The following is a 24,304-nucleotide window of genomic DNA, read 5'->3' as shown; positions in this document are numbered from 1 at the left end:
GGGGAAAACGGGCGGGAAAAATATTTTTCCGGGTTTTTTACCTTCGCTGCCTCTTTCGCAGGCACCGCGTTGCAGGCCCCGCCAGGCAAGGGTTTCACGCGCTGCACACACGGTTTTCCACAACATTGTCCCCACCGGATTGGGAAAACCCGTCATGGCGATGTGGTAGGGCGAGCGGTGGCCCGGTGGCGGGCAAAAAAATACCCGCCGGAGCGGGTATCTCGAGGGGCCCCCGAAGGGGCGCGCTCTAAGGCAAACAGAGAGCTCTTCTTTTGCGGCCCTGTTGCGTGACAGCAAGTGCATCCTCGGCGAGGACGCGCGCCCAGCATGTCAGCTGAAAAATGTCGTAACCGTAGGACAAGTTAAAAAGTGTGAAGAATTTGGCACTTTTTCGAGCTTCGGGGGATACCCTCGGTCCGAACGATCGTGCAGAACTGTCGGTGTTGTCCGACAAGCCGGGGGCGGCCCGGGCCCTAAATTTTGCGGACTCGCTTCAAGTGCGGGTTCTCTGTGCGTGACAGCAATCCAGAGATTCAGCCCAGCATCGTGCTGGGTTTTTTTGCGCGTTTTCCGGCGTTTTCTGGGGTTTTGGCCCGTCAGCGCAGGAAGACATGCTCCATGAACTGCCGGATCGGGTACTGGATCACCGTCTGCACCCGCGCCGGCAGCTCCAGCGGGCGCATCAGCATCTTCAGCGTGGCGGCGGGGCTCAGGTGGGTGCGGATGGTGCGGTTCATGTGTGCGCTCAGCTGCTGCACGTAGGCCGCGTCGCCGGCGCGGTGCGGGGCGCGGGCCTGCAGCACGTGGCGGACGGCGCAGTCGGCGTCCTCGCTTTTCAGCTCCAGCGTGCGCCGGCCGATGGTGCCCATCACGCGGAAACGGTTCAGCCGCTCCTGCGCGCGGTAGCGGCGGAAGAACCGGTAGAAGTGCTTGTAGTGGTTGACCTCGTCTGTCGCGATGCGGGTGGCCAGGTCACGCAACACCGGCTCGGTGGTGCTGCGGGCCATGGCCCGGTAGTAGGTGGCGGTGCCGGTCTCGACCACGCAGCGGGCGGTCATTTCCAGGGCGCGGGTCGGGGCCAGCAGCTCGACCTTGCAGTAGGTGGCGTACTCGTCGAGGAAGCCGCGGTAGGCGGTCTCCCAGGGAAATTCGGGCCAGACGTGGTCCACGTAGGCGCGCAGGGCCCGGCCGTGCTGCAGCTCTTCCTGCTCCCAGTGGTTCGACAGCCACTCGGTGACCTCGTCGTCGCCCCGGAAGAAATCGACCAGGTTCTGCGTGTACAGGTCGGAGCCGCTCTCGATGAAGGAGGCCGACGCCACCAGGTAGAAGAGGTTCTCGTCCGTGCGCACCTGCTCGCGTGCGATGCGGGAGAAATCGAGGTCTTCGATCTTCCAGTGTTCCGACGCCTGACCCGCCATGCGTGCTCCTTGATTCAAGGTTGCCGATGAAAACAGGGAAGAAACAGGCTGCAGCCGGGGAGGGCGCGCACCGCTTCAGCCGTCCATATTAGCCCCGGCTCCCGGATCGCGCGTGCGCAAGGCCCGTGGCGGGCCCGGGCACCATGCGCAAACCTATAATCGATTGTTCAAGCAAATCAAGCAGTTAGGCCGGTTCAACGCAGTGGTTTCGACGCAGGGTCGCCATCGCCAGGCCGCCCCCGACAGCAGACGAAATCCAAAGATGAGCCAGCCCACATTCACGGTCGCGGACATCCGCAAGACCTTTCTCGATTTCTTCGCCTCCAAGGGCCACACGGTGGTGCCTTCGAGCTCGCTGGTGCCGGGCAACGACCCGACGCTCATGTTCACGAACTCGGGCATGGTCCAGTTCAAGGACGTGTTCCTCGGCGAAGACAAGCGCCCCTACGTGCGCGCCGCCTCGGTGCAGGCCTGCCTGCGTGCCGGCGGCAAGCACAACGACCTCGAGAACGTGGGCTACACCGCGCGCCACCACACCTTCTTCGAGATGCTGGGCAACTGGAGCTTCGGCGACTACTTCAAGCGCGACTCGCTGAAGTGGGCCTTCGAGCTGCTGACCCAGGTCTACAAGCTGCCGGCCGAAAAGCTCTGGGCCACCGTCTACATCGAGGACGACGAGGCCTACGACATCTGGACCAAGGAAATCGGCCTGCCGCCCGAGCGCGTCGTGCGCATCGGCGACAACAAGGGCGGTCGCTACATGTCCGACAACTTCTGGATGATGGCCGACACGGGCCCGTGCGGCCCGTGCTCCGAAATCTTCTACGACCACGGCCCCGAGATCCCCGGCGGCCCGCCCGGCTCGCCCGATGAAGACGGCGACCGCTACATCGAGATCTGGAACAACGTGTTCATGCAGTTCGACATGCAGCCCGACGGCTCGGTCAAGAAGCTGCCCGCACCCTGCGTCGACACCGGCATGGGCCTGGAGCGCCTGGCGGCGATCCTGCAGCACGTGCACAGCAACTACGAAATCGACATCTTCGACGCGCTCATCAAGGCCGCCGGCCGCGAGACCGGCACGCAAGATCTGTCGAACAACTCGCTGCGCGTGATCGCCGACCACATCCGCGCCACCTCCTTCCTGGTGGCCGACGGCGTGATTCCGTCGAACGAAGGCCGCGGCTACGTGCAGCGGCGCATCGTGCGCCGCGCCATCCGCCACGGCTACAAGCTGGGCCAGAAGAAGCCCTTCTTCCACAAGCTGGTGCCCGACCTCGTGAAGCTCATGGGCGACGCGTACCCGAAGCTGGTGGCCGACGAGAAACGCATCATCGACACGCTGAAAGCCGAAGAAGAACGCTTCTTCGAAACGCTGGCCAACGGCATGGAAATCCTCGACGCGGCGCTGGCCGGCGATGCCAAGGTGCTGCCGGGCGACGTCGCCTTCAAGCTGCACGACACCTACGGCTTCCCGCTCGACCTGTCGGCCGACGTGTGCCGCGAGCGCGGCCTGAGCGTCGACGAAGCGGGCTTTCACGCCGCCATGGAAAAGCAGAAGGCTGCGGGCCGTGCCGCCGGCAAGTTCAAGATGGACCGCAACGTCGAGTACGCCGGCGCGGGCAACACCTTCACCGGCTACGACCACCTGGAAGCAAACGCCAAGGTCGTCGCGCTGTACCTCGACGGCGTGGCCGTCAATGAGCTGAAGGAAGGCCAGAGCGGCATCGTGGTCCTCGACACCACGCCCTTCTATTCGGAAAGCGGCGGCCAGGTCGGCGACCAGGGCGTGCTCGTGGCCGAAGGCGTGCAGTTCGGTGTCGACGACACGCAGAAGATCAAGGCCGACGTGTTCGGCCACCACGGCACGCAGACGCAAGGCACGCTGAAGGTCGGCGACGCGGTCAAGGCCGCGGTCGACACCGCGCGCCGCGCCGCCACCATGCGCAACCACTCGGTCACCCACCTGATGCACAAGGCCCTGCGCGAAGTGCTCGGCGACCACGTGCAGCAGAAGGGCTCGCTGGTCGACGCCGACAAGACGCGCTTCGACTTCGCGCACAACGCCCCCGTCACGCGCGAGCAGATTCTCGAGATCGAGAAGCGCGTCAACGCCGAGATCCTGGACAACGCGCCCACGCAGGCGCGCGTGATGGACCTCGAATCGGCCCAGAAGACCGGCGCCATGATGCTGTTCGGCGAGAAGTACGGCGAGACCGTGCGCGTGCTCGACATCGGCACCAGCCGCGAACTGTGCGGCGGCACCCACGTGGGCCGCACGGGCGACATCGGCCTGTTCAAGATCGTCAGCGAAGGCGGCGTGGCCGCCGGCGTGCGCCGCATCGAAGCCGTCACGGGCGCCAATGCGCTGTCGTACCTGCAGGACCTCGAATCGACCGTGCACAGCGTGGCCGCCACGCTCAAGTCGCCGGCCGCCGAGCTGCAGGGCCGTCTCTCGCAGGTGCTCGAGCAGGTCAAGACGCTCGAACGCGAAGTGGGCGCGCTCAAGGGCAAGCTCGCATCGTCCAAGGGCGACGAACTCATCGCGCAGGCGGTGGACGTCAACGGCATCAAGGTGCTCGCAGCCAAGCTCGACGGCGCCGACGCCAAGACGCTGCGCGACACCATGGACAAGCTCAAGGACAAGCTGAAGACCGCCGCCATCGTGCTGGCCGCCGTGGACGGCGACAAGGTGCAGATCGCGGCCGGCGTCACGGCCGACAGCATCGCCAAGGTCAAGGCCGGCGAACTGGTCAACTTCGTGGCCCAGCAGGTCGGCGGCAAGGGCGGCGGCAAGCCCGACATGGCCATGGCCGGCGGCACCGACGCCGCGGGCCTGCCGGCCGCGCTGCAATCGGTGCAGGCCTGGGTCGCCCAACGGACCTGAGGTCCTTTCCGCTCACTACCCACACAGCACTTCATGTCCGACGCGATCCCCGGTGAAGTGCTCGTGATGGGGGCGGGCACCATCGGCTGTTTCATCGGCGGCAGCCTGGCGGCGGCGGGCGTGCCCGTCACCTTCGTCGGCCGCCCGCGCGTGCTCGACAAGCTCGCGCGCCACGGCCTCACGCTCACCGACCTCGACGGCGCCCGGCACAAGCTGGCGGCGCCCACGTTGCGCCTGTGCGAGCAGGTGCCGGTGGGCGCGCGGCCCGCGCTGGTGCTGCTGTGCGTGAAGAGCGGCGCCACGGCCGAGGCGGCGCGCGAACTGGCCTTTGCGCTGCCCGCCGGCACCACGGTGGTTTCGCTGCAGAACGGCATCTCGAACTGCGCCGCCGCGGGGCAGGCCGGCCCGTCGCTCAACATCCGCGCCGGCATGGTGCCGTACAACGTGGCCGAGATCGACGACGGCGCCTTCCACCGCGGCACGCCCGGCCGGCTGGCCGCGGAAGACGATCCCGCGCTGCGCGACTGGCTGCCCGTGTTCGAGCGCGCTGGCGTGCCGCTCGACCTGCATGCCGACCTGCTGCCGGTGCAGTGGGGCAAGCTGCTGCTCAACCTCAACAACCCGGTCAATGCGCTGTCGGGCCTGCCGTTGCGCGACGAACTCATGCAGCGCGGCTACCGCCGCTGCTTCGCGGCGCTCATCGACGAAACGCTGGGCGTGCTGCGCACGGGCGGCATCGTGCCCGCGCAGGTGGCGGCCGTGCCGGCGCGGCGCTTGCCCGGACTGCTGCGGCTGCCCGACTGGCTGTTTCGCATCGTCGCGGCGCGCATGCTGCGCATCGACGCCAAGGCGCGCTCCAGCATGGCGGACGACCTGGCGCTGGGCCGCCGCACCGAGATCGATGCGCTTTGCGGCGAGGTGGTGCGGCTCGCGCAGGAGCACGGCCTGAGCGCGCCGCGCAACGCGCGCATGGTCGCGCTGCTCGAGGCCTGGCCGCAACAGCCGAAGCGCTGGACGGCGCGCGAACTGCAGGACTCACTGGGTCTCTGAGCGCCAAGCCTGTACCCTCAGGCCATGGCGGCTTTCAAGAGGGAGGGGTTGTCATGCAGGTCCTGATTCTCGGCAGCGGTGTCATCGGCACCTCGGTGGCGTACTACCTGGCGCGCGCCGGGCACGCGGTGACGGTGCTGGAGCGCCAGCCGGCGCCCGCGCTCGAAACCAGCTTCGGCAATGCGGGCGAAGTCTCGCCCGGCTACTCGGCGCCCTGGGCCGGGCCCGGCGTGCCGGTCAAGGCGATCAAGTGGATGCTCATGCAGCACAGCCCGCTGGTCATCAAGCCGATGCTCGATCCGGCGATGTGGCGCTGGGGCCTGTCGATGCTGCGCAACTGCACGCAGGCGCGCTACGAACTCAACAAGGGCCGCATGGTGCGGCTGGCCGAATACAGCCGCGACTGCCTGAAGGCGCTGCGCGCGGACACCGGCATCCGCTACGACGAGCGCATGCAGGGCACGCTGCAGCTCTTTCGCACGCAGGCGCAACTCGACGGCACCGCGAAGGACGTGGAAGTGCTGAAGGCATCGGGCGTGCCCTACCAGGTGCTCGACCGCGACGGCTGTGTGTTGCATGAGCCCGCGCTCGGCGCCGTGAAGGACAAGTTCGTCGGCGGCCTGCGCCTGCCGGGCGACGAGACCGGCGATTGCTTCAAGTTCACGCAGGCGCTGGCCAAGCTCGCTGAGGCCGAGGGCGTGCAATTCAGATTCGGCGTGACCATCCAGGCCCTCGAACATGAAGCGGGGAAGGGCGTGACCGCGGTGCGCACCGACCAGGGCGTGTTCACCGCCGACCGCTACGTGGTCGCGCTCGGCAGCTACTCGCCCGCGCTGGTGCGGCCCTTGGGCATCGACCTGCCGGTCTACCCGGTCAAGGGCTTCTCGATCACGGTGCCCATCACCGACGCGAGCGGCGCACCCGAATCCACCGTGATGGACGAGACCTTCAAGGTCGCGGTCACGCGCCTGGGCGATCGCATCCGCGTGGGCGGCACGGCGCAGCTCTCGGGCTTCGACCTGGCGCTCGATGCGCGGCGGCGCGACACGCTCGAGCACGTCGTGACCGACCTGTTCCCGCGCGGCGGCCCGGTGCGCGATGCGTCCTTCTGGACCGGCCTGCGCCCCATGACGCCCGACGGCACGCCGGTGATCGGCGCCACCCGCGTGCCCAACCTGCTGCTGAGCACCGGCCACGGCACGCTCGGCTGGACCATGGCGGCCGGCACCGGCCGCGCGATGGCGGACCTGGTCGCGGGCAGGGCGCCCGAGATCGACATGGAAGGCCTGACCGTGGCGCGCTACGGCGGGTAGCCCAACCCCGCTTCCACCCTCGAAGGGCGGCCCGAAACGGCCGCCCTTTTTCGTGGGCCGCACACCCCGGTGTCACCTCAACTAGGGTTTTTACCTAGCCATGAAGTTGTCTTCGTCGGTATTCTCGCGGTGTTCCATTAATAAATCGTTGTTTCTTTAGTGAAACAAACCATCGATTCCACGGACCCCCGATGACACACACTCGCCGCCTCGCCATCGCCGCTGCCGTCTCCCTGGCCGCCGCTTGCGCTTCCGGACTCGCCTGGGCAGACACCTACCCCAGCAAGCCGATCACGCTGGTCGTTGCCTATCCGGCGGGTGGCGACACCGACGCCCTGGCGCGCCTGTACGCCGAAAAGCTCTCGGCCCGCGTCGGCCAGCCCGTGGTGGTCGACAACCGCCCCGGCGCCAGCGGCATCATCGGCAGCGCTTTCGTGTCGAAGGCCGCGCCCGACGGCTACACGCTGCTGCTCGCGCCCAGCACCTTTTCGATCGCGCAGCTGGTGCTCAAGACCGGCAGCACCTCGGGCTACGACGTGCTCAACGGCTTCACGCCGATCGTGCAGACCGGCAGCCTGCCGCTGTTCCTCGTGGCCAGCGGCGCCAAGGGCTACACCGGCCTGAAGGACGCGGTGGCCGCGGCCAAGGGCGGCAAGTCGCTGAGCTACGCCAGCCCGGGCAGCGGCTCGCCGATGCACATCCTGGGCGAGATGTTCGCCCGCGCCTCGGGCACCAGCCTGGCGCACGTGCCGTACAAGGGCGTGGCGCCCGCCGTCAACGACGTGCTCGGCGGCCATGTGCCGGTGACCTTCATCACGCTGGGTCCGGTGGCGCCGTACATGCCCAACGGCAAGATGGTCCCGCTGGCCGTGGCCTCGCGCGAGCGCTCGCCGCTCGCGCCCAAGGTGCCGACCTTCGCCGAGCTGGGCTACAAGGACGTCGAGCTCACCGCCTGGAACGGCCTGTGGGGCCCGCGCAACCTGCCGCCCGAAATCGTGAAGACGCTCAACGGCCATTTCAACGAGATCCTGAAGATGCCCGACATCGTCGCGCGCATGGCCGTGCTGGGCACCACGCCCGTGGGCGGCGACGCCGACGTGCTGGCCAAGACCAACGCCGCCGACTTCGCGCGCTTCGGCAAGGTCATCAAGGAACTCGGCATCCAGGCCGACTGAACTTCACGGAGACGCCCGCCATGACCGACCTCAAAGCCATCGCCGATTCCTCCAGCCTGCAGGCCCTGCTGGCCGAGATGCCCGCCAACCTGCTGGCCGGCCGCCGCGTGCTCGTGACCGGCGGCGCGCGCGGCCTGGGCTTGGCGTTCGCGCAGTGCGTGGCCGCGGCGGGGGCGAGCGTGGTGCTGGCCGACATCCTCGGCGAGCTGGCCGAGACCGAGGCCAAGGCCCTGCGCGATGCCGGCCGCACGGCGCACGCGTTGGCGATCGACCTGTCGGACCCGGCCTCCATCGAGGCGGGCGCGGCCGAGGCGGTGCGCCTGCTGGGCGGCCTGGACGGCCTCGTCAACAACGCCGCCATCACCAACTCGGGCGGGCGCGACGCGCACCAGCTCGAGATCGACATGTGGGACCGCGTGATGAACGTCAACGTGCGCGGCAGCTGGCTCATGGGCCGCGCCTGCCGCCCCGCGCTGGCGGCCAGCGGCCGTGGCGCCATCGTCAACCTCGCGTCGGACACGGCGCTGTGGGGCGCGCCGAACCTGCTGGCCTATGCCTCGAGCAAGGGCGCCGTCATCTCCATGACGCGCTCGCTGGCGCGCGAATGGGGCGGCGACAACATCACTGTGAACGCCGTGGCGCCCGGCCTCACGCTGGTCGAGGCCACCGAGTACGTGCCGATGGCGCGCCACCAGAAATACCTCGAAGGCCGCGCCATCCCGCGCGAGCAGCAGGCGGCCGACGTCTGCGGCGCGACCGTGTTCCTGCTGTCCGGCCTGGCGCGCTTCGTCACCGGCCAGCTGCTCGCCGTCAACGGCGGCTTCGCGATGCACTGAACCCGTCACCACCGACCGAATTTCCCGACCAAGGAGTACACCCATGAGCGATTTGTCCGAACAGCAGAAGATCAACAACACCCTGGCGCAGCCCGAAGGCAGCAGCCTGGCCGAGTGGATGAACACCCGCATCGCCCGCTACGAAACCCGCAAGTACGACTGGGACGCGCTGAAGTTCCAGGCCGACTTCGACCCCAAGTTCCGCCGCGCGCAGATGCGCTACGTGGGCACCGGCGGCACCGGTGTCGCGGCCGACACCAACACCGTGCCCTCGGAGCACTTCACCTTCTCGACCATGGTGATCCCGGCCGGCCACGAAGGCCCGCCGCACATTCACACCGACGTGGAAGAGGTGTTCTTCCTCATCCGCGGCAAGCTCAAGGTCGTGATCGAGAAGGACGGCGAGCGCTTCGAAACCATCATGACCGACCGCGACCTGATCTCGGTGCCGCCCGGCGTGTACCGCGAAGAGATCAACATCGGCGACGAAGACGCGCTGATGTGCGTGATGCTCGGCGCCAAGAAGCCCGTCACGCCGACGTACCCCGCCGACCACCCGCTGGCCAAGATCAAGCGCTGAGCGAGCGAGCAAGCAAGCGAGCGAACAGGCCATGAGCACCGTCGACATCTCCGCCCAGACCCTGCCGGCTTCCGAGCTGGCACGGCTCGATGCACGCTTTCCGGCCCGCGACGTCGCGGTGGGCGGCGGCGCGGTGGTGTCGGTGCGCGAATGCGGGCAGGGCCCCGTGATCGTGTGCCTGCACGGCATCGGCTCGGGCGCGGCCTCGTGGCTCGACACCGCGGCGCTGCTGGCGCCGCAGGCCTGCCTCATCGCGTGGGACGCACCGGGCTACGGCCGCTCGACGCCGCTGGCTTCGGCTGCGCCGACCGCCGCCGACTACGCCGCACGCCTTGAAGACATGCTCGATGCGTTGTCGATCCGCTCCTGCGTGCTCGTCGGCCATTCGCTGGGCGCCATCGTCGCCGCGTCGGCCGCCCGCAGCGATGCGAGCGCCAGTGCCCGCATCCGCCGCCTCGTGCTCGTGAGCCCCGCCATCGGCTACGGCGCCGCCGGGCGCATCGACGCCCGCGCCAAGGTGCGCGCCGAACGCCTGGCCACGCTCGACGACCTCGGCATTGCCGGCATGGCCGCCAAGCGCGCGGGCCGGCTCGTGTCCGACGGTGCCAGCGAACACGCCCGCCAGTGGGTGCGCTGGAACATGGCGCGCCTGAACGACCACGGCTACCGCCAGGCCGTCGAGCTGCTGTGCAACGCCGACCTGTTGGCCGACCTGCCGCCGCCGATGCCCGTGCGCGTGGCCTGCGGTGCGCTCGACGTCGTCACGCCGCCCGCCGCCTGCGAAGAAGTCGCGCGCCGCTGCGGCGTGCCCCTCGAATTGGTGGACGATGCGGGTCACGCCGGCTATGTGGAACAACCGCAGGCCGTCGCCGCCTTGCTGCGCGAATCGCTCGCCGGCTGACCCGACACGAACAAGACAACCGAGAGGAATCCAGACATGGCCACCGACAACGAAGTGATGGAAGAGGGCGCGGACCGCTACAACGTGCCCGCGCTGGAGCGCGGCCTGCGCGTGCTGTGCGAGTTCAGCCGCGAGAGCCGCACGCTCTCCGCGCCCGAGCTGGCGCGCCGCTTCGACCTGCCGCGCTCGACCGTCTTCCGCCTGCTGACCACGCTGGAGAACATGGGCTTCCTCGAGCGCGCCGAGGGCGGGCGCGACTACCGCCTGGGCCTGGCCGTGCTGCGCCTGGGCTTCGAATACCTGGCCTCGCTGGAGCTCACGCAGCTGGGCACGCCGCTGCTCAACCGCCTTTGCGACGAGCTGCGCACGCCCTGCAACCTGGTGGTGCGCGACGGCCGCTCGATCGTCTACGTCGCCAAGGTGGCACCGGCCACGCCGTTCGCCAGCTCGGTCACGGTGGGCACGCGCCTGCCGGCCCACGCCACGGTGCTGGGCCGCATCCTGCTGGAAGACCTCACGCTGCCGCAGCTGCGCGCGCTGTACCCCGAAGACAAGCTTGAGACCTTCTCGCCGAGCACGCCCAAGACCGTGAACGAACTCTTCGACATGGTGCAGGCCGACCGCCAGCGCGGCTATGTGCTGGGCGAGGGCTTCTTCGAATCGAACATCTCGACCATCGCCGCGCCGGTGCGCGACCACAGCGGCCACATCGTGGCGGCACTGGGCGCCACCATCACCTCGGGCCACATCGACGAGAACCGCATGGACGAGATGGTGCAGCGCGTGCGCGGCACCGCCGACGAGATCTCGGGCCTGCTCAATTACTCGCCCGCGCGCACCAGCAAGGTGGTGCCGCTGCGCAGCGCCTGACGACTGATTTCCGTTTGACCATGACGACCTTCGCCCCTTCCTCTTCCTTCTTCGCCGCCGACGCACTGGCCGGCCGCGTGGCCGTGGTCACGGGCGGGTCGTCGGGCATCGGCCTGGCCACCGTCGAGCTGCTGCTCGGCTGCGGCGCCGCCGTGGCGCTGTGCGGTCGCAACGCCGAACGGCTCGATGCCGCCGTGGCCGGCCTGCGTGCCCAGTACCCCGACGCCAAGCTGTTCGCGCAGACCTGCGACGTGCTGGACGCCGCCTCGGTGCGCGCCTTCGCCGCCGCCAGCGAGGCCGCGCTCGGCCCGGCCTCGATGCTGGTCAACAACGCAGGGCAGGGGCGTGTCTCCACCTTCGCCGACACCGACGACGCGGCCTGGATGCAAGAGCTGAACCTGAAGTTCTTCTCGGTCATCCACCCGACGCGCGCCTTCCTGCCGCAGCTCACGGCGCAGCGCGCGGTGCTGGGCGATGCCGCCATCGTCTGCGCCAACTCGCTGCTGGCACGCCAGCCCGAGCCGCACATGGTCGCCACCTCGGCCGCGCGCGCGGGCCTGTTGAACCTCGTGCGCTCCATGGCCACCGAGTTCGCGCCGCAGGGCGTGCGCGTCAACGGCATCCTGATCGGCCTGGTCGAGTCGGGCCAGTGGCGCCGCCGCTTCGAGGCGCGCGAAGACAAGTCGCAGGACTGGGCCGCCTGGAGCCGCCAGCTCGCCACCACCAAACACATCCCGCTGGGTCGCCTGGGGCTTCCGACCGAAGCCGCGCGCGCGATCCTTTTCCTTGCTTCACCGCTCGCGTCGTACACGACCGGCAGCCACATCGACATCTCCGGAGGCCATTCCCGCCATGCATAACCCCAACAACACCGTCACGGTCGGCGCCGTCGTCGCCGCGTTCCTCGAGCAGTGCGGCGTCAAGGCAGCCTTCGGCGTGATCTCGATCCACAACATGCCGATCCTCGATGCCTTCGCGCAGCGCGGCACGGTGCGCTTCATCTCGGCGCGCGGCGAAGCCGGCGCGGGCAACATGGCGGACGCCTATGCGCGCTCCACCGCCAGCCTGGGCGTGTGCATCACCAGCACCGGCCCGGCCGCGGGCAACATCGCCGGCAGCATGGTCGAGGCACTGACCGCCGGCGCGCCGCTGTTGCACATCACGGGCCAGATCGAGACGCCGTACCTGGACAAGGGCATGTCGTACATCCACGAGGCGCCCGACCAGCTCACCATGCTCAAGGCCGTGTCGAAGGCCGCGCTGCGCGTGCGCAGCGTCGAGACCGTGCTCGGCACGCTCAAGCGCGCGGTGCAGCTCGCCATGACGGCGCCGACCGGCCCCGTGAGCGTGGAGATTCCGATCGACATCCAGTCGGCGCTCACGACCATGCCGGCCGACCTGTCGCCGCTGCCCATCGAGCGCCCCGTGCCTTCGGCCGCCGGCCTCGATGCACTGGCCGCGCGCCTGGCCACGGCCAAGCGTCCGCTGCTGTGGGTGGGTGGCGGTGCCCGCCATGCGCGCAGCGCGATCCAGCGCCTGCAGAAGCTGGGCTTCGGCGTGGTCACGACCACGCAGGGCCGCGGCACGGTGCCCGAGGACGATGCCGGCTCGCTCGGCGCCTACAACATCCAGAAGCCGGTTGAGGCCTTCTATCAGACCTGCGACGCGATGCTCGTGGTCGGGTCGCGCCTGCGCGGCAACGAGACGCTCAAGTACGAACTGAAGCTGCCGCGCCCGCTGTACCGCATCGACGCCGATGCCGCCGCCGAAGGCCGCTGCTACGCGTCCGAGGCCTTTGTCTGCGGCGATTCCGCGCTGGCCCTCGACGGCCTGGCCGACCGCCTCGAAGCCGCGAAGTACCAGGCCGACCCGCAGCTGCTGGTCGACCTGCGTGCCGCGCATGACCAGGCGGTTGCCACGCTGCGCGACGGCCTCGGCCCGTACGCCGAGCTCGTGCGCCAGCTGCAGTCGGTGGCCGGCCGCAAGTTCAACTGGGTGCGCGACGTCACGGTGTCCAACAGCACCTGGGGCAACCGCGAGCTGCGCGTGTTCGAGCCCAGCGCCGGCGTGCACGCCACGGGCGGTGGCATCGGCCAGGGCATGCCCATGGCCATCGGCGCGGCCATCGGCGCGGCGGTGACGGGCTCGGGCCGCAAGACCTTCTGCCTGGCCGGCGACGGCGGCTTCATCCTGAACCTGGGCGAGCTGGCCTGCATGGTGCAGGAGAAGGCGCCCATGGTCATCGTGCTCATGAACGACAAGAGCTACGGCGTCATCAAGAACATCCAGGACGCGCAGTACGGCGGCCGCCAGTGCTACGCCGAGCTGCACACGCCCGACTACGACCTGCTGTGCAAGTCGATCGCGCTGCCGCACGCTCGCGTGAAAGACCTGGCCGACCTGCCGGCGCAGCTGGACCAGGCGCTCGCCGCCAACGGCCCGTTCCTGCTGGAGATCGACATGCTGTCGATCGGCGGTTTCAAGACCAGCTTCGCCGGCCCGCCGACCAACACGGTCACGCAGATTCCCGCGCTCGGCGCGGCCAAGTGAGCGAACGCGGAGCCCCACGCATGACCACTGCCATCACGCGCATCGCCCTCGTCGGCTGCGGAGCCATCGGCACCTCGGTGCTCGAACTGCTGCGCGGCGATCCCGCCCTGAAGGTGGTGGCCATCGTCGTGCCGGCCGAAGGCATTGCCGCCGCGCAGAAGGCCGCCCCCGACGCGCAGGTGGGCAGCGCCGTGCCCGCCGACGGCATCGACCTGGTGGTCGAGACCGCCGGCCATGCCGCCATCGAGGAACACGTGCTGCCCGCGCTGGCGCGCGGCACGCCCTGCGTGGTGGCCTCGGTGGGTGCGCTGTCGGCCACGGGCTTCGCCGAGAAGCTCGAAGCCGCCGCCGTTGCCGGCCGCACGCAGGTGCAGCTGATTCCCGGCGCCATCGGCGGCATCGACGCGCTGGCCGCGGCCCGCATCGGCGGCCTGGACAGCGTGCGCTACACCGGCCGCAAGCCGCCGCAGGCCTGGAAGGGCACGCCGGCCGAGCAGGGCCGCAACCTGGACACGCTGGCCCACGAAACCGTGATCTTCGAAGGCAGCGCGCGCGAAGCGGCCTTGCTCTACCCGAAGAACGCCAACGTGGCGGCCACCGTCTCGCTCGCGGGCCTGGGCCTGGACCAGACGCTGGTGCGCCTCATTGCCGACCCGGCCACCACCGAGAACGTGCACACCGTCGAAGCCGAAGGCGCCTTCGGCAGCTTCGCACTGACCATGCGCAACAAGCCGCTCGCGGCCAATCCCAAGACCTCGGCCCTGACCGTGTACAGCGCCGTGCGCGCGCTGCGCAACCGCGTCGCGCCTCTTGCCATCTGAGCCACCCCATGATCTCCACCGAACTCCTTCCGATCTACATCGCCGGCGAATGGCGCCTGGGCGGCGGCGACGTCTACGAAAGCCTGTACCCGGCCACCGGCGAGCCCATCGCACGCCTGAAGGCCGCGAGCCTGGCCGACGTCGAAGAAGCCATCACGCGCGCCGACCACGCCTTTCGCACCAGCGGCTGGGCCCAGCGCCTGCCGCACGAGCGCGCCGCCGTGCTGCACCGCGTGGCGCAGCTGATCCGCGAAGAGGGCGAGTCGCTGGCGCAGAAGCAGCGCCTGGACAACGGCAAGCCGATCAGCGAAACGCGCAACCTCGTGGCCAGCGCCGCGGGCACCTTCCAGTTCTTCGCTGCCGCATTGGAGACGCTCGAAGAAACCATCACCCCCTCGCGCGGCGCGTTCATCACGATGAGCGTGCACGAGCCCATGGGCGTGGTCGCGGCCATCACGCCGTGGAACTCGCCCATCGCGAGCGAAGCCCAGAAGTTGGCGCCCGCGCTGGCCGCCGGCAACGCGGTGGTCGTGAAGCCCGCCGAAGTCACGCCGCTCATGGCGCTGGAGCTGGCGCGCATCTGCGAGCAGGCCGGTGTGCCCAAGGGCATCGTGAGCGTGCTGCCGGGCAAGGGCTCGGTGATCGGCGACGCGATCACCAAGCACCCGCTGGTCAAGCGCGTGTCGTTCACCGGCGGCACCACCACCGGCAAGCACATCGCCCACATCGCGGCCGACAAGATGATGCCGGTGTCGCTCGAGCTCGGCGGCAAGTCGCCCACCATGGTGCTCGACGACGCCGACCTCGACCATGCGGTGAACGGCGTGCTCTACGGCATCTTCAGTTCGTCGGGCGAGTCGTGCATCGCGGGCTCGCGCTTGTTTGTCGCGCGCGGCATCTACGACGAGTTCCTCACGCGGCTGGCCGAAAGCGCCAATGCGCTGCGCGTGGGCGATCCGGCCTCGGAGCGCACGCAGATGGGGCCGCTCATCACGGCCAAGCACCGCGAAGGCATCGAGCGCTACGTGGACCTGGGCGTGTCCGAGGGCGGGCGCATCCGCACGGGCGGCGTGCGCCCGCACGGCGCCGACTACGACAAGGGCTACTTCTACCAGCCGACCATCCTCGAAGGCCTGACCAACAACGCCCGCATCAGCCAGGAAGAAATCTTCGGCCCGGTGCTGGTCGCGATGCCCTTCGACAACGAGGAAGAACTGATCGCGCAGGCCAACGACAGCGTCTACGCGCTGGCCGCGGGCGTGTGGAGCCGCGACTTCAAGCGCGCCTGGAAGCTGGGCCGCGCGGTGCAGGCCGGCACGGTCTGGGTCAACACCTACAAGCAGTTCTCGGTCTCGACGCCGTTCGGCGGCTGGCGCGACAGCGGCCTGGGCCGCGAGAAGGGCCGCGAAGGCATCTTCCAGTACATGGAGCAAAAGAGCATGTACTGGGGCACGAACGACCAACCGCTCCCGTGGGCGAACTGAACAGGAGCACACGATGAGCGTACTTGGCATCGACCAGATCACCTACGGCGCGGACGACCTGCCCGCCTGCCGCCAGTTCTTCCAGGACTGGGGCCTTTCACTCGTGTCCGAAGCCGCCGACGAACTCGTCTTCGAGTGCCTCAACGGCTGCAAGGTGGTCGTTGCGGCGTGGGACAAGCCCGGCCTGCCGCCCGCGATGGAAGAGGGCCCGACGCTGCGCGAAGTGGTGTGGGGCGTGGAAAGCGACGCCGACCTGGACCGCTACGCCGCCGCCATCGCGCAAGACCCGGCCTTCACCGACACCACGGTCGACGGCGCGCGCCGCATCGGCTGCACCGACCCCAACGGCCTGGCCGTGCGTCTGCAGGTCAGCCGCAAGCGCGCGGTCGAGGTCGACTGCGGCGCCATGAACACCTGGAACGCCAAGCCGCGCGTGAACCAGCCCGCGCCGATCTACGAACGTGCCACGCCGATCGAGGTCGGCCACGTCGTGTTCTTCGTGAGCGACGTGAAGGGCACGAGTGCGTTCTATGCGCAGCGCTTTGGCTTCGTGTCGTCCGACGGTTATCCGAACCGCGGCGCCTTCATGCGCTGCGCGCCCGAGGGCGGCCACCACGACCTGTTCCTGCTGCAGATTCCGTCGGGCAAGCGCGGGCTCAACCACGTGGCCTTCACCGTGCGCGACATCCACGAGGTGTTCGGCGGCGGCCTGCATTTCTCGCGCTGCGGCTGGGACACCCAGCTGGGCCCGGGCCGCCACCCGGTGTCGTCCGCGTACTTCTGGTACTTCAAGAACCCGGCCGGCGGCCTCATCGAGTACTACGCCGACGAAGACCAGCTCACCGCCGACTGGCAGCCACGCGAGTTCGAGCCCGGCCCGACCGTGTTCGCCGAATGGGCGGTCGATGGCGGCCTCGATGGCCACACCCGCCGCCAGAAGAACGCCGAAGGCCCGAAAGGTGCTTTCCTGACGGAAAAGAAGTGAACCCGGTGACCCTCATGCAACGACGTTTTTCTTTCTCCCTGCTGGCTGCCGCGGCGCTGGCCATCGCCTTGCCCGCGCACGCGCAGAGCGATGCGCACAAGCAGCTGTCGAGCGACCGCTTCACCATCGTCTCGCCGTTCCCGCCCGGCGGCCCGGTCGACACGCTGGCCCGCATCCTGTCCGACGGCCTGGCCAAGCGCTACGGCCAGGCGGCCGTGGTCGAGAACATGGTGGGCGCGGCGGGCAACATCGGCATCGACAAGGTCAAGCGCGCCAAGGGCGACGGCCACACGCTGCTCGTGGTGCCCGCTGGCAACCTCACGATCAACCCGACGTTGATGCCGAACTTCCCGTTCAACATCGAGAAGGACTTCGTGCCCGTCACCATGCTCGCCAAGGCGCCCAACGTGCTGGTGGCGTCGCCGGCCTCGGGCATCAAGAGCGCGAAGGAGCTGGTGGCCATGGCCAAGGCCAAGCCCAACACGCTGTCGTATGCCTCGCCCGGCGTGGGCAGCGGCCTGCACCTGGCGGGCGAGCTGTTCAAGCAGCAGGCCGGCATCGACCTGCTGCACGTGCCCTACAAGGGCACGGCACCCGCGCTCAACGACGTGCTCGGCGGCTCGGTGCCGCTGATGTTCAGCAACCTGCCCGCGACCATGCCCTTCATCAAGAACGGCAAGCTCGTCGCGCTGGGCGTGACCGAAGCCAAGCGCAGCGCCGCCGCGCCCGACATCCCCACGCTGGCGGAGCAGGGCATCCAGGGCGTGGCCGTGACCTCGTGGTATGGCCTGCTGGCCCCCAAGGGCACGCCGCCCGCCGTGGTCGAACAGCTCGCCAAGGACGCAGCCGAGATGCTGGCCCAGCCCGACGTGCGCGAACGCCTGAAGGCACAGGGCATGACCGACGCGGCCATGAAGCCCGCCGAGTTCGCTGCGCACATCCGCGATGAGACGGCCGTCTGGGCCCGGATCATCAAGGCCCGCAACATCGTGGCCGAGTGAGCCACCCCCAAGAACAAAGAGAGACAGAGACCATGCAGACAAGCGAATCCACCATCGGCATCGTCGGTGCCGGCATCGGCGGCCTGGTCGCCGCCATCGCACTGCGCCGCGCGGGGCACGACGTGGTCGTGTTCGAACAGGCCAAGCAGTTCGCCCGCGTCGGCGCCGACATCAACCTCACACCGAACGCCGTGCGCGCCCTCGACGGCCTGGGCGTGGGCGATGCCGCCCGCGTGACGGCGGCCCGCCCGTCGCACCGCATCAGCCGCACCTACGACAGCGGCGAAGAAACCTCGCGCCTCGAAATGGCCGACTCGGCCGAGCAGCGCTACGGCGCGCCGCAGCTCACCATCCACCGCGCCGACCTGCTGGCTGCGCTGGCCGACATGTTCCCGGCCGAGCGCGTGGCGCTGGGCAAGCGCGCCGAGACCATCGCGGCCGACGACAACGGCGTGACCCTGTCGTTCAGCGACGGCACCAGCGCCCGCGTGGGTGCGCTCATTGGTGCCGACGGCATCCACTCGGGGGTGCGCACCGCGATGTTCGGCGCGGAGAGCTCGCGCTTCACCGGCATCGTCGCCTACCGCGCCGTGGTGCCCGCCGAGCGCGTGGCCGGCGTGCCCAACCTGGGCGCCTTCACCAAGTGGTGGGGCCCGAACCCGCAAAGCCAGATCGTCACCTTCCCGCTGAACCGCGGCAAGGACATCTTCATCTTCGCCACCACGCCGCAGGACACCTGGCACCTCGAATCGTGGACCGCGCCGGGCAGCGTCGACGAGCTGCGCGAGCAGTACGTGGCCTACCACCCCGAGGCGCGCGCGCTGCTCGACGCCTGCGACACGGTGCTGAAGACCGCGCTGTACGAGCGCGACCCCATGCCCGCCTGGGCGCAGGGCCGCATGGCGCTGCTGGGCGATGCCGCGCACCCGATGCTGCCCTTCATGGCGCAGGGCGCCGGCATGGCCATCGAGGACGCCGTGGTGCTGTCGCGCCACCTCGACGGCGTGGCCATGGCCGGCATTCCCGCCGCGCTGCAGGCCTACCAGACCGCCCGTATCGAGCGCGCCAGCCAGGTGCAGCTCGGCTCGCGCGGCAACAACTGGCTGCGCGAAGGCGGCAACGCCGACTGGGTGTACGCCTACGACGCCTGGGCCGTGCCGCTGGGCGTGCCGGCGCAGGGCGCTGTCGCCGCTGCCACCGCCTGAAATTTTTCCCCTCGCTTACGGAGGCTCACGATGCAACAAGACCGCTTTCTCCAACCGCACCAGGCGCGCCAGCGCCCCGCGACCACCTACGAAGACCTGCTGGGCGACGTGATCGAACGCGCCTACGCCGACGGCATCCATGACCTGCCGGGCCTGGTGCAGCGCCTGAACGACAGCGGCCTGGCCACGCCGGGCGGCCTCGCATGGACCGAGGCGCTGTACCGCAAGGAAATGGCCACGCTGGCCGCCTGAGGAGAACCACCATGACCATCGCCATCCATCCCGTTCCCGCCGATCCGGTCGACCACCTGCTCGAGATCGGCCTGAAGGACCTCTGGTACCCGATCTGCCCCTCGCACTTCATCAAGGAGAACCCGATCTCCCTGCGCCGCCTCGGCCGCAAGCTCGCGCTGTGGCGCGACGGCGAAGGCGTGCTGCACGCACTCGAAGACCGCTGCCCGCACCGCGGCGCACCGCTGTCGCAGGGCGTGGTGCTGGGCGACCGGCTTTCGTGCCCGTACCACGGCGTGGAAGTGCGCCATGACGGCGTGGTCACGCGCGTGCCCGGCAGCCCCGGCTGCAAGCTCGAAGGCTCGCGTGCCACGCGCCACTTTCACGTGCAGGAGCGCGCGGGCGCCGTGTTCCTCTACAACTCGAAGGAGCCGGTCGACGTGCCGCCGCCGCTGGTGCTGCCCGAGCAGCTGACCGACGAGGCCGAGTACTCGAACTTCCTGTGCTACACGGAGTGGAAGGGCGACTACCGCTACGTGCTGGACAACGTGATGGACCCGATGCACGGCACCTACCTCCACAAGCAGTCGCACTCGATGGCCGAGGGCGACTCCAGCGCCAAGTTCGGTGTGCGCCCGACCGACATTGGCTTCGTGTTCGAGAAGGAAGGCCAGCGCAACGTCAACTTCGACTGGACCGAGTGGGCCGACACCGGCATCCACTGGATGCGCCTGGAGATTCCGTACCCGAAGACCGGCGGCCCCGGCGGCAACTTCATCATCATCGGCGCCTTCTCGCCGATGGCCAACGGCATGACCGCCACCTTCTTCTGGCGCGCACGCAAGCTGTCGCCGGGCTGGGAGCGCGACACCTGGCGCTTCCTCTACAAGAACCGCCTCGAGGCGCGCCACTGGCACGTGCTGGAGCAGGACCGCGTGATGCTCGAAGAGATGGAAGCCGACGCCAACCAGCACGAGAACCTGTACCAGCACGACCTGGGCATCGTCCGCCTGCGCCGCCACATGCGCAACCTCGCGCAGGCGCAACTGGCGCAAGCCGAGGCCGCCACGGCCTGAACTGAAAGCAAGCGAGCATCGCCATGTCTTCTCCCACGCTGAACGCCCTCGTGCACACCATGCGCTACGAGGCCGACGGCATCGTCAGCGTCGAGTTCCGGCCGGCCACGCCGGCGGTGGACTTTCCCGCCTTCGAGGCCGGCTCCCACATCGACCTGCACCTGCCCAACGGGCTGGTGCGCAGCTACTCGCTGTGCAACCCTTCGAGCGACCGCCAGCGCTACGTGGTGGGCGTGCTCAACGACCGCAAGAGCCGCGGCGGCTCGCGCTACGTGCACCAGCAGCTGCGCGTGGGCATGACGCTGCCCATCTCGGCGCCACGCAACAACTTCAAGCTGGAAGAGGGCGCCGAACGCTCGGTGCTGGTGGCCGGCGGCATCGGCGTGACGCCCATCTGGTGCATGCTGCAGCGGCTCATCGCCATCGGCAAGCCGGTGGAGTTCGTGTATTGCGCGCGCACCCGCAAGGAAGCCGCCTTCTGCGACGCCATCGAGGCGCTGGCCACCGAGAAGTCGGTGCAGCTCACCTGGCACTTCGACGACGAGAAGGGCGCGCCGCCCGACCTCGCATCGCTGCTGGCCGGCAAGGGCGCCACCAGCCACTACTACTGCTGCGGCCCCACGCCAATGCTCGACGCCTTCGAAAAGAGCTGCGAGCAACTGGGTTATGCCAACGCCCACATCGAACGCTTCGCCGCCGTGCATGTGGAGGCGCCCAGCGCCACGCAGACCTGCGTGGTGCAGTGCGCCAAGAGCGGCAAGAGCATCGAGGTGCCTCCGGGCAAGTCGATTCTCGACAGCCTGATCGACGCTGGCCTCAACCCCGACCACAGCTGCAAGGAAGGCGTCTGCGGCGCCTGCGAAACGGCGGTGCTCGAGGGCGAAGTCGATCACCACGACGGCATCCTCACCAAGATCGAACGTGCGTCCAACAAGACCATGATGATCTGCGTCTCTCGCTGCAAGGGCGAGCGGCTGGTGCTGGATATCTGAGCAACAAGGCCACAACCGACAAGACGGCCGAGAAGAAAACCAACCGAGACATTCAATGAAAAAGTACTTGATCGCGATGGCTGCGGCCACCGCGGCTGGCGCAGCGCTGGCCCAATCTTCCGTGACGCTCTTCGGCGTCGTCGATGCCTCCGTGGTCTACACGCGCGGCAGCGGCAACGGATCGGCCCACAAGACGCAGCTGGGCAACAGCGGCAACATGTTCAGCCGCCTCGGTTTTCGCGGCACGGAAGACCTCGGCGGCGGTTACTCGGCCAACTTCTGGCTCGAGATGGGCCTGCAGAACGACAGCGGCACCGGCTTTCCGTCGAACTCCAACAACCAGGCCAGCGGCAACGGCACGCCCGGCGTGCTGAGCTTCAACCGCCGCTCGACCGTGAGCCTGGCCGGCCCCTTCGGTGAAGTGCGCCTGGGCCGCGACTACGTGCCCGCCTTCTGGAACACCGCGATCTTCGACCCCTTCGGCACCGGCGGCGGCATCGGCGCCAACCAGATCTACTTCTCGGGCCTGGGCGGCCTGGTGGCACCCACCGGCACGCGCGCCTCGAACAGCATCGGCTACTTCCTGCCGGCCAACCTGGGCGGTTTCTACGGCCAGGTGATGTACGCGATGGGCGAGAACGATTCGAACTCGGTGCTGCCCGGCACCCAGGTGTCGAACAAGCGCGACGGCCAGCACACGGGCGCGCGCTTCGGCTACCAGAGCGGCGGCCTCAACGTGGCCATTGCCACCGGCCGCACGCGCTACGCCGCCGGCGACCTGCGCGTGACCAACCTGGGCGCGTCCTACACCTTCGATGCGGCGCTCATGAACCTCAAGCTCACGAGCGAGCTGTACAAGGAATCGAAGGGCAGCACCGATGCCAAGGGCGTGCTGGTCGGCTTCCAGCTGCCCATCGGGCCGGGCGAGATCAAGGCCTCGTACGCGCGCTACAAGCTGGAGCCTGCCAACGCGGTGCGCGAGCCCACGACGTCGAAGCTGGCCATCGGCTACGTGCACAACCTGTCCAAGCGCACGGCGGTGTACGGCACCATCGCGCGCATCAGCAACAAGAACGGTGCGACGCAGGCCCTGGCCGGCGCCATCACCATGCCCAACCGCGCCTCCAGCGGCGTCGAGTTCGGCATGCGGCACATGTTCTAGGCGCGCAAGACAGCGCGCACCACCCCCGCAAGAGAGAGCCCCGGTCATGCAGAGCAAGAACTTCCGTTGGTACGGCGTCATCACGCTGTTCGTGATCGTGGCGATCTCCTACGTGGACCGCATCAACATCGCGGTGCTGATCACCGATGCGGCGTTTCTGAAGCACGTGGGCATCGACGCCTCCGACCGCGTGAGCCAGGGCCTGCTGGCCACGGCCTTCATGCTGGGCTACGGCATCTCGGCCTTCGTGCTCACGCCGTTCTGCTCGGCGCTGTTCGGCGTGCGGCGCAGCCTGATCTATGGTCTCGTGCTGTGGGGCGTGGTGACCTGGGCCTCGCCGATGTTCAACAGCTACGGCCTGCTGCTGGCGTCGCGCGTGCTGCTGGGCGTGTCGGAAGGGCCGCTGTTCTCGCTGGCTTCGTCGTACATCAAGGCGCACTTCAAGAGCGACGAGAACGGCAAGCCCAATGCGCTGGTGAACATGGGCACGGGCCTGGGCCTGGCGGTGGGCTATCCGCTGGTGGGCTACCTGCTCACGCAGTTCGAATGGGACAGCTCGTTCCACGTGCTGGGCGTGCTCAACATCGTGCTGGGCATTCCGCTGGTGCTGGCCTTCGTGCGCATGCCTGCGGGGCACGGCGACGGCATCAAGCCCTCGTCGCTGGGCGATGCGATGTCGCGCGTGGCGGGCATCGTGAAAGGTGCGCTGCACACGCGGCACCTGTTCCTCATCACGCTGCTGACCTCGGCGGCGCTGGCCTACCTCTGGGGCAGCAGCAACTGGCTGCCGACCTACCTGCGCGAGGCGCGCGGCTTCTCGCTGCGCGAGATGGGCTGGATCGCCTCGCTGCCGCAGTACGCCACCGTGCTCGCGGTGTTCACGGGCGGCGTGCTCATCGACAAGCTCGGGCGCGACCGCGTGCCCTTCATCTTCATGGGCGCGAGCGCGGGCGTGGCGCTGTCGGTGCTGCTGGCCATCAATGCGCGCGACCCGTACATGGCCGCGACCTGCCTCGTGGCGGCGAACTTCTTCTGGGGCCTGCAAAGCCCCGCCATTCCAAGCACGGTGCAGCACTGTTCGCGGCCCGAGCACACGGCCAGTGCCTTCGGCGTGACCAACGGCGTGGGTAGCCTCGTGGCGGGCTTCATGCCGGCGCTGATGGGCGGCGTGATCACCGCGGTGTCGCATGGCTCGGGCGCAGCGAACACGGCGGTCACCGCGGCCTCGTCGGCGGCGGGTTTCTTCGCGGGCTTTGCACTGCTCATCGGCACGCAGCTCGTCGTGTTCGCATGCGGCTTCTTGCTGTGGTGGCGCGAGCGCGCGCAACGCACTGCTGCAGTCTCTGGTTCACAGCTTTCGTAGCCTTCGCCGTGGCTTGAACCTTCGTACTGTGGCCGCTTCGTCACAGTGAAGGCCTCGTGTTTTTGTCATCTGCGTGAGCAGGTGTTTCGGTCGCAGAACCATCTTCGTAGTGCATGGCATGCGTCGCGTGCCATGACGCCATTCGGCCTATCGCGCGCGAACAATTGGAGAGAGAAAAGTTCCGCGGATCGTTGAGCTCATTGCATCGATCAGCTACAACTGCGTGCACTTCAACGGACGAGGGAATGCGCGTGAAATCAACCACAAGAGCCGCAGCCAGTCTTGCCGTCGCCATCGCTTTCGCCATGGCCCCGGCCGTTCACCTGACGGGTGAACGCATCGCGTCGATGCACGGGCACTGAGCCCGGCCCGCGACACCCCACCGCGTTCACACGCTCCCCCCC

The 24,304-nt window shown here is 68.7% G+C and carries 21 protein-coding genes; 20 read left to right on the top strand and 1 reads right to left on the bottom strand.

Annotated features, from left to right (window positions below; genetic code table 11):
- Positions 1 to 596: 596 nt before the first annotated feature.
- Complete coding sequence (locus AC07YS_RS23455) at positions 597 to 1,418, bottom strand: ferritin-like domain-containing protein (RefSeq protein ID WP_070060322.1); 822 nt, start codon at positions 1,416 to 1,418, stop codon at positions 597 to 599.
- Positions 1,419 to 1,680: 262 nt separating this feature from the next.
- Between AC07YS_RS23455 and alaS the strand changes: the two genes are divergently transcribed.
- The 20 genes from alaS (at position 1,681) to AC07YS_RS23355 (ending at position 23,900) form a co-directional block, all read left to right on the top strand.
- A complete protein-coding gene (alaS, locus tag AC07YS_RS23450) occupies positions 1,681 to 4,305 on the top strand; it encodes an alanine--tRNA ligase (RefSeq protein WP_495270053.1) in 2,625 nt (874 codons plus the stop codon).
- Between the two features lie 33 nt (positions 4,306 to 4,338).
- On the top strand, positions 4,339 to 5,355 hold the full coding sequence (locus AC07YS_RS23445) for a 2-dehydropantoate 2-reductase (RefSeq protein ID WP_492735748.1): 1,017 nt from the start codon (positions 4,339 to 4,341) through the stop codon (positions 5,353 to 5,355).
- A 53-nt stretch (positions 5,356 to 5,408) separates the two neighbouring features.
- Positions 5,409 to 6,668, top strand: a complete 1,260-nt coding sequence (locus AC07YS_RS23440) for a D-amino acid dehydrogenase (RefSeq protein ID WP_495270054.1) — start codon at positions 5,409 to 5,411, stop codon at positions 6,666 to 6,668.
- 191 nt (positions 6,669 to 6,859) lie between these two features.
- Positions 6,860 to 7,843: a Bug family tripartite tricarboxylate transporter substrate binding protein gene (locus AC07YS_RS23435; RefSeq protein WP_495273748.1), complete on the top strand. Its 984-nt coding sequence runs from the start codon at positions 6,860 to 6,862 to the stop codon at positions 7,841 to 7,843.
- A gap of 20 nt (positions 7,844 to 7,863) precedes the next feature.
- Positions 7,864 to 8,679, top strand: coding sequence for an SDR family oxidoreductase (locus AC07YS_RS23430; protein ID WP_495270056.1), 816 nt, complete (start codon positions 7,864 to 7,866; stop codon positions 8,677 to 8,679).
- A gap of 43 nt (positions 8,680 to 8,722) precedes the next feature.
- Positions 8,723 to 9,259: a cupin domain-containing protein gene (locus AC07YS_RS23425; RefSeq protein ID WP_062474577.1), complete on the top strand. Its 537-nt coding sequence runs from the start codon at positions 8,723 to 8,725 to the stop codon at positions 9,257 to 9,259.
- 31 nt (positions 9,260 to 9,290) lie between these two features.
- Positions 9,291 to 10,160 carry an alpha/beta fold hydrolase gene (locus AC07YS_RS23420; protein WP_495270057.1) on the top strand — a complete coding sequence of 290 codons (870 nt, stop codon included), beginning with the start codon at positions 9,291 to 9,293 and terminating at the stop codon, positions 10,158 to 10,160.
- Positions 10,161 to 10,196: 36 nt separating this feature from the next.
- Positions 10,197 to 11,030: an IclR family transcriptional regulator gene (locus AC07YS_RS23415; protein ID WP_070060330.1), complete on the top strand. Its 834-nt coding sequence runs from the start codon at positions 10,197 to 10,199 to the stop codon at positions 11,028 to 11,030.
- Between the two features lie 20 nt (positions 11,031 to 11,050).
- Positions 11,051 to 11,890: an SDR family oxidoreductase gene (locus AC07YS_RS23410; protein ID WP_495261756.1), complete on the top strand. Its 840-nt coding sequence runs from the start codon at positions 11,051 to 11,053 to the stop codon at positions 11,888 to 11,890.
- Positions 11,883 to 13,580 (top strand): thiamine pyrophosphate-binding protein, encoded by a 1,698-nt coding sequence (locus AC07YS_RS23405; protein ID WP_492695778.1) that lies wholly within the window; start codon positions 11,883 to 11,885, stop codon positions 13,578 to 13,580. Before AC07YS_RS23410 ends, AC07YS_RS23405 begins: the two co-directional genes overlap by 8 nt.
- A gap of 20 nt (positions 13,581 to 13,600) precedes the next feature.
- Entirely contained in the window at positions 13,601 to 14,401 is an 801-nt protein-coding gene (locus AC07YS_RS23400) for an aspartate dehydrogenase (RefSeq protein ID WP_354343357.1), read from the top strand.
- Between the two features lie 8 nt (positions 14,402 to 14,409).
- Positions 14,410 to 15,885 carry an aldehyde dehydrogenase gene (locus tag AC07YS_RS23395; RefSeq protein ID WP_495270058.1) on the top strand — a complete coding sequence of 492 codons (1,476 nt, stop codon included), beginning with the start codon at positions 14,410 to 14,412 and terminating at the stop codon, positions 15,883 to 15,885.
- Between the two features lie 13 nt (positions 15,886 to 15,898).
- Positions 15,899 to 16,870, top strand: a complete 972-nt coding sequence (locus AC07YS_RS23390) for a VOC family protein (protein WP_095947548.1) — start codon at positions 15,899 to 15,901, stop codon at positions 16,868 to 16,870.
- A gap of 14 nt (positions 16,871 to 16,884) precedes the next feature.
- Positions 16,885 to 17,871 (top strand): Bug family tripartite tricarboxylate transporter substrate binding protein, encoded by a 987-nt coding sequence (locus AC07YS_RS23385; RefSeq protein WP_307693878.1) that lies wholly within the window; start codon positions 16,885 to 16,887, stop codon positions 17,869 to 17,871.
- 32 nt (positions 17,872 to 17,903) lie between these two features.
- A complete protein-coding gene (locus AC07YS_RS23380) occupies positions 17,904 to 19,076 on the top strand; it encodes an FAD-dependent monooxygenase (protein ID WP_495270059.1) in 1,173 nt (390 codons plus the stop codon).
- A gap of 30 nt (positions 19,077 to 19,106) precedes the next feature.
- Positions 19,107 to 19,328 carry a recombinase-like helix-turn-helix domain-containing protein gene (locus AC07YS_RS23375; RefSeq protein ID WP_062474598.1) on the top strand — a complete coding sequence of 74 codons (222 nt, stop codon included), beginning with the start codon at positions 19,107 to 19,109 and terminating at the stop codon, positions 19,326 to 19,328.
- Between the two features lie 11 nt (positions 19,329 to 19,339).
- A complete protein-coding gene (locus AC07YS_RS23370; RefSeq protein ID WP_495270060.1) occupies positions 19,340 to 20,383 on the top strand; it encodes a Rieske 2Fe-2S domain-containing protein in 1,044 nt (347 codons plus the stop codon).
- A 23-nt stretch (positions 20,384 to 20,406) separates the two neighbouring features.
- Complete coding sequence (locus AC07YS_RS23365) at positions 20,407 to 21,375, top strand: PDR/VanB family oxidoreductase (protein WP_495270061.1); 969 nt, start codon at positions 20,407 to 20,409, stop codon at positions 21,373 to 21,375.
- A gap of 55 nt (positions 21,376 to 21,430) precedes the next feature.
- Complete coding sequence (locus tag AC07YS_RS23360; protein WP_495270062.1) at positions 21,431 to 22,537, top strand: porin; 1,107 nt, start codon at positions 21,431 to 21,433, stop codon at positions 22,535 to 22,537.
- Positions 22,538 to 22,583: 46 nt separating this feature from the next.
- Positions 22,584 to 23,900, top strand: a complete 1,317-nt coding sequence (locus AC07YS_RS23355) for an MFS transporter (RefSeq protein ID WP_495270063.1) — start codon at positions 22,584 to 22,586, stop codon at positions 23,898 to 23,900.
- The last annotated feature ends 404 nt before the right edge of the window (positions 23,901 to 24,304 follow it).

Source organism: Variovorax sp. GW458-11-26-14-LB1, from assembly GCF_059423965.1.
This window is presented reverse-complemented; position numbering and strand designations above follow the sequence as displayed.

Excerpts from the sequence above, each read along its gene's own strand:
- AC07YS_RS23455 (WP_070060322.1), bottom strand. The coding sequence starts at position 1,418 with ATGGCGGGTCAGGCGTCGGAACACTGGAAGATCGAAGACCTCGATTTC.
- alaS (WP_495270053.1), top strand. The coding sequence starts at position 1,681 with ATGAGCCAGCCCACATTCACGGTCGCGGACATCCGCAAGACCTTTCTC.
- AC07YS_RS23445 (WP_492735748.1), top strand. The coding sequence starts at position 4,339 with ATGTCCGACGCGATCCCCGGTGAAGTGCTCGTGATGGGGGCGGGCACC.
- AC07YS_RS23440 (WP_495270054.1), top strand. The coding sequence starts at position 5,409 with ATGCAGGTCCTGATTCTCGGCAGCGGTGTCATCGGCACCTCGGTGGCG.
- AC07YS_RS23435 (WP_495273748.1), top strand. The coding sequence starts at position 6,860 with ATGACACACACTCGCCGCCTCGCCATCGCCGCTGCCGTCTCCCTGGCC.
- AC07YS_RS23430 (WP_495270056.1), top strand. The coding sequence starts at position 7,864 with ATGACCGACCTCAAAGCCATCGCCGATTCCTCCAGCCTGCAGGCCCTG.
- AC07YS_RS23425 (WP_062474577.1), top strand. The coding sequence starts at position 8,723 with ATGAGCGATTTGTCCGAACAGCAGAAGATCAACAACACCCTGGCGCAG.
- AC07YS_RS23420 (WP_495270057.1), top strand. The coding sequence starts at position 9,291 with ATGAGCACCGTCGACATCTCCGCCCAGACCCTGCCGGCTTCCGAGCTG.
- AC07YS_RS23415 (WP_070060330.1), top strand. The coding sequence starts at position 10,197 with ATGGCCACCGACAACGAAGTGATGGAAGAGGGCGCGGACCGCTACAAC.
- AC07YS_RS23410 (WP_495261756.1), top strand. The coding sequence starts at position 11,051 with ATGACGACCTTCGCCCCTTCCTCTTCCTTCTTCGCCGCCGACGCACTG.
- AC07YS_RS23405 (WP_492695778.1), top strand. The coding sequence starts at position 11,883 with ATGCATAACCCCAACAACACCGTCACGGTCGGCGCCGTCGTCGCCGCG.
- AC07YS_RS23400 (WP_354343357.1), top strand. The coding sequence starts at position 13,601 with ATGACCACTGCCATCACGCGCATCGCCCTCGTCGGCTGCGGAGCCATC.
- AC07YS_RS23395 (WP_495270058.1), top strand. The coding sequence starts at position 14,410 with ATGATCTCCACCGAACTCCTTCCGATCTACATCGCCGGCGAATGGCGC.
- AC07YS_RS23390 (WP_095947548.1), top strand. The coding sequence starts at position 15,899 with ATGAGCGTACTTGGCATCGACCAGATCACCTACGGCGCGGACGACCTG.
- AC07YS_RS23385 (WP_307693878.1), top strand. The coding sequence starts at position 16,885 with ATGCAACGACGTTTTTCTTTCTCCCTGCTGGCTGCCGCGGCGCTGGCC.
- AC07YS_RS23380 (WP_495270059.1), top strand. The coding sequence starts at position 17,904 with ATGCAGACAAGCGAATCCACCATCGGCATCGTCGGTGCCGGCATCGGC.
- AC07YS_RS23375 (WP_062474598.1), top strand. The coding sequence starts at position 19,107 with ATGCAACAAGACCGCTTTCTCCAACCGCACCAGGCGCGCCAGCGCCCC.
- AC07YS_RS23370 (WP_495270060.1), top strand. The coding sequence starts at position 19,340 with ATGACCATCGCCATCCATCCCGTTCCCGCCGATCCGGTCGACCACCTG.
- AC07YS_RS23365 (WP_495270061.1), top strand. The coding sequence starts at position 20,407 with ATGTCTTCTCCCACGCTGAACGCCCTCGTGCACACCATGCGCTACGAG.
- AC07YS_RS23360 (WP_495270062.1), top strand. The coding sequence starts at position 21,431 with ATGAAAAAGTACTTGATCGCGATGGCTGCGGCCACCGCGGCTGGCGCA.
- AC07YS_RS23355 (WP_495270063.1), top strand. The coding sequence starts at position 22,584 with ATGCAGAGCAAGAACTTCCGTTGGTACGGCGTCATCACGCTGTTCGTG.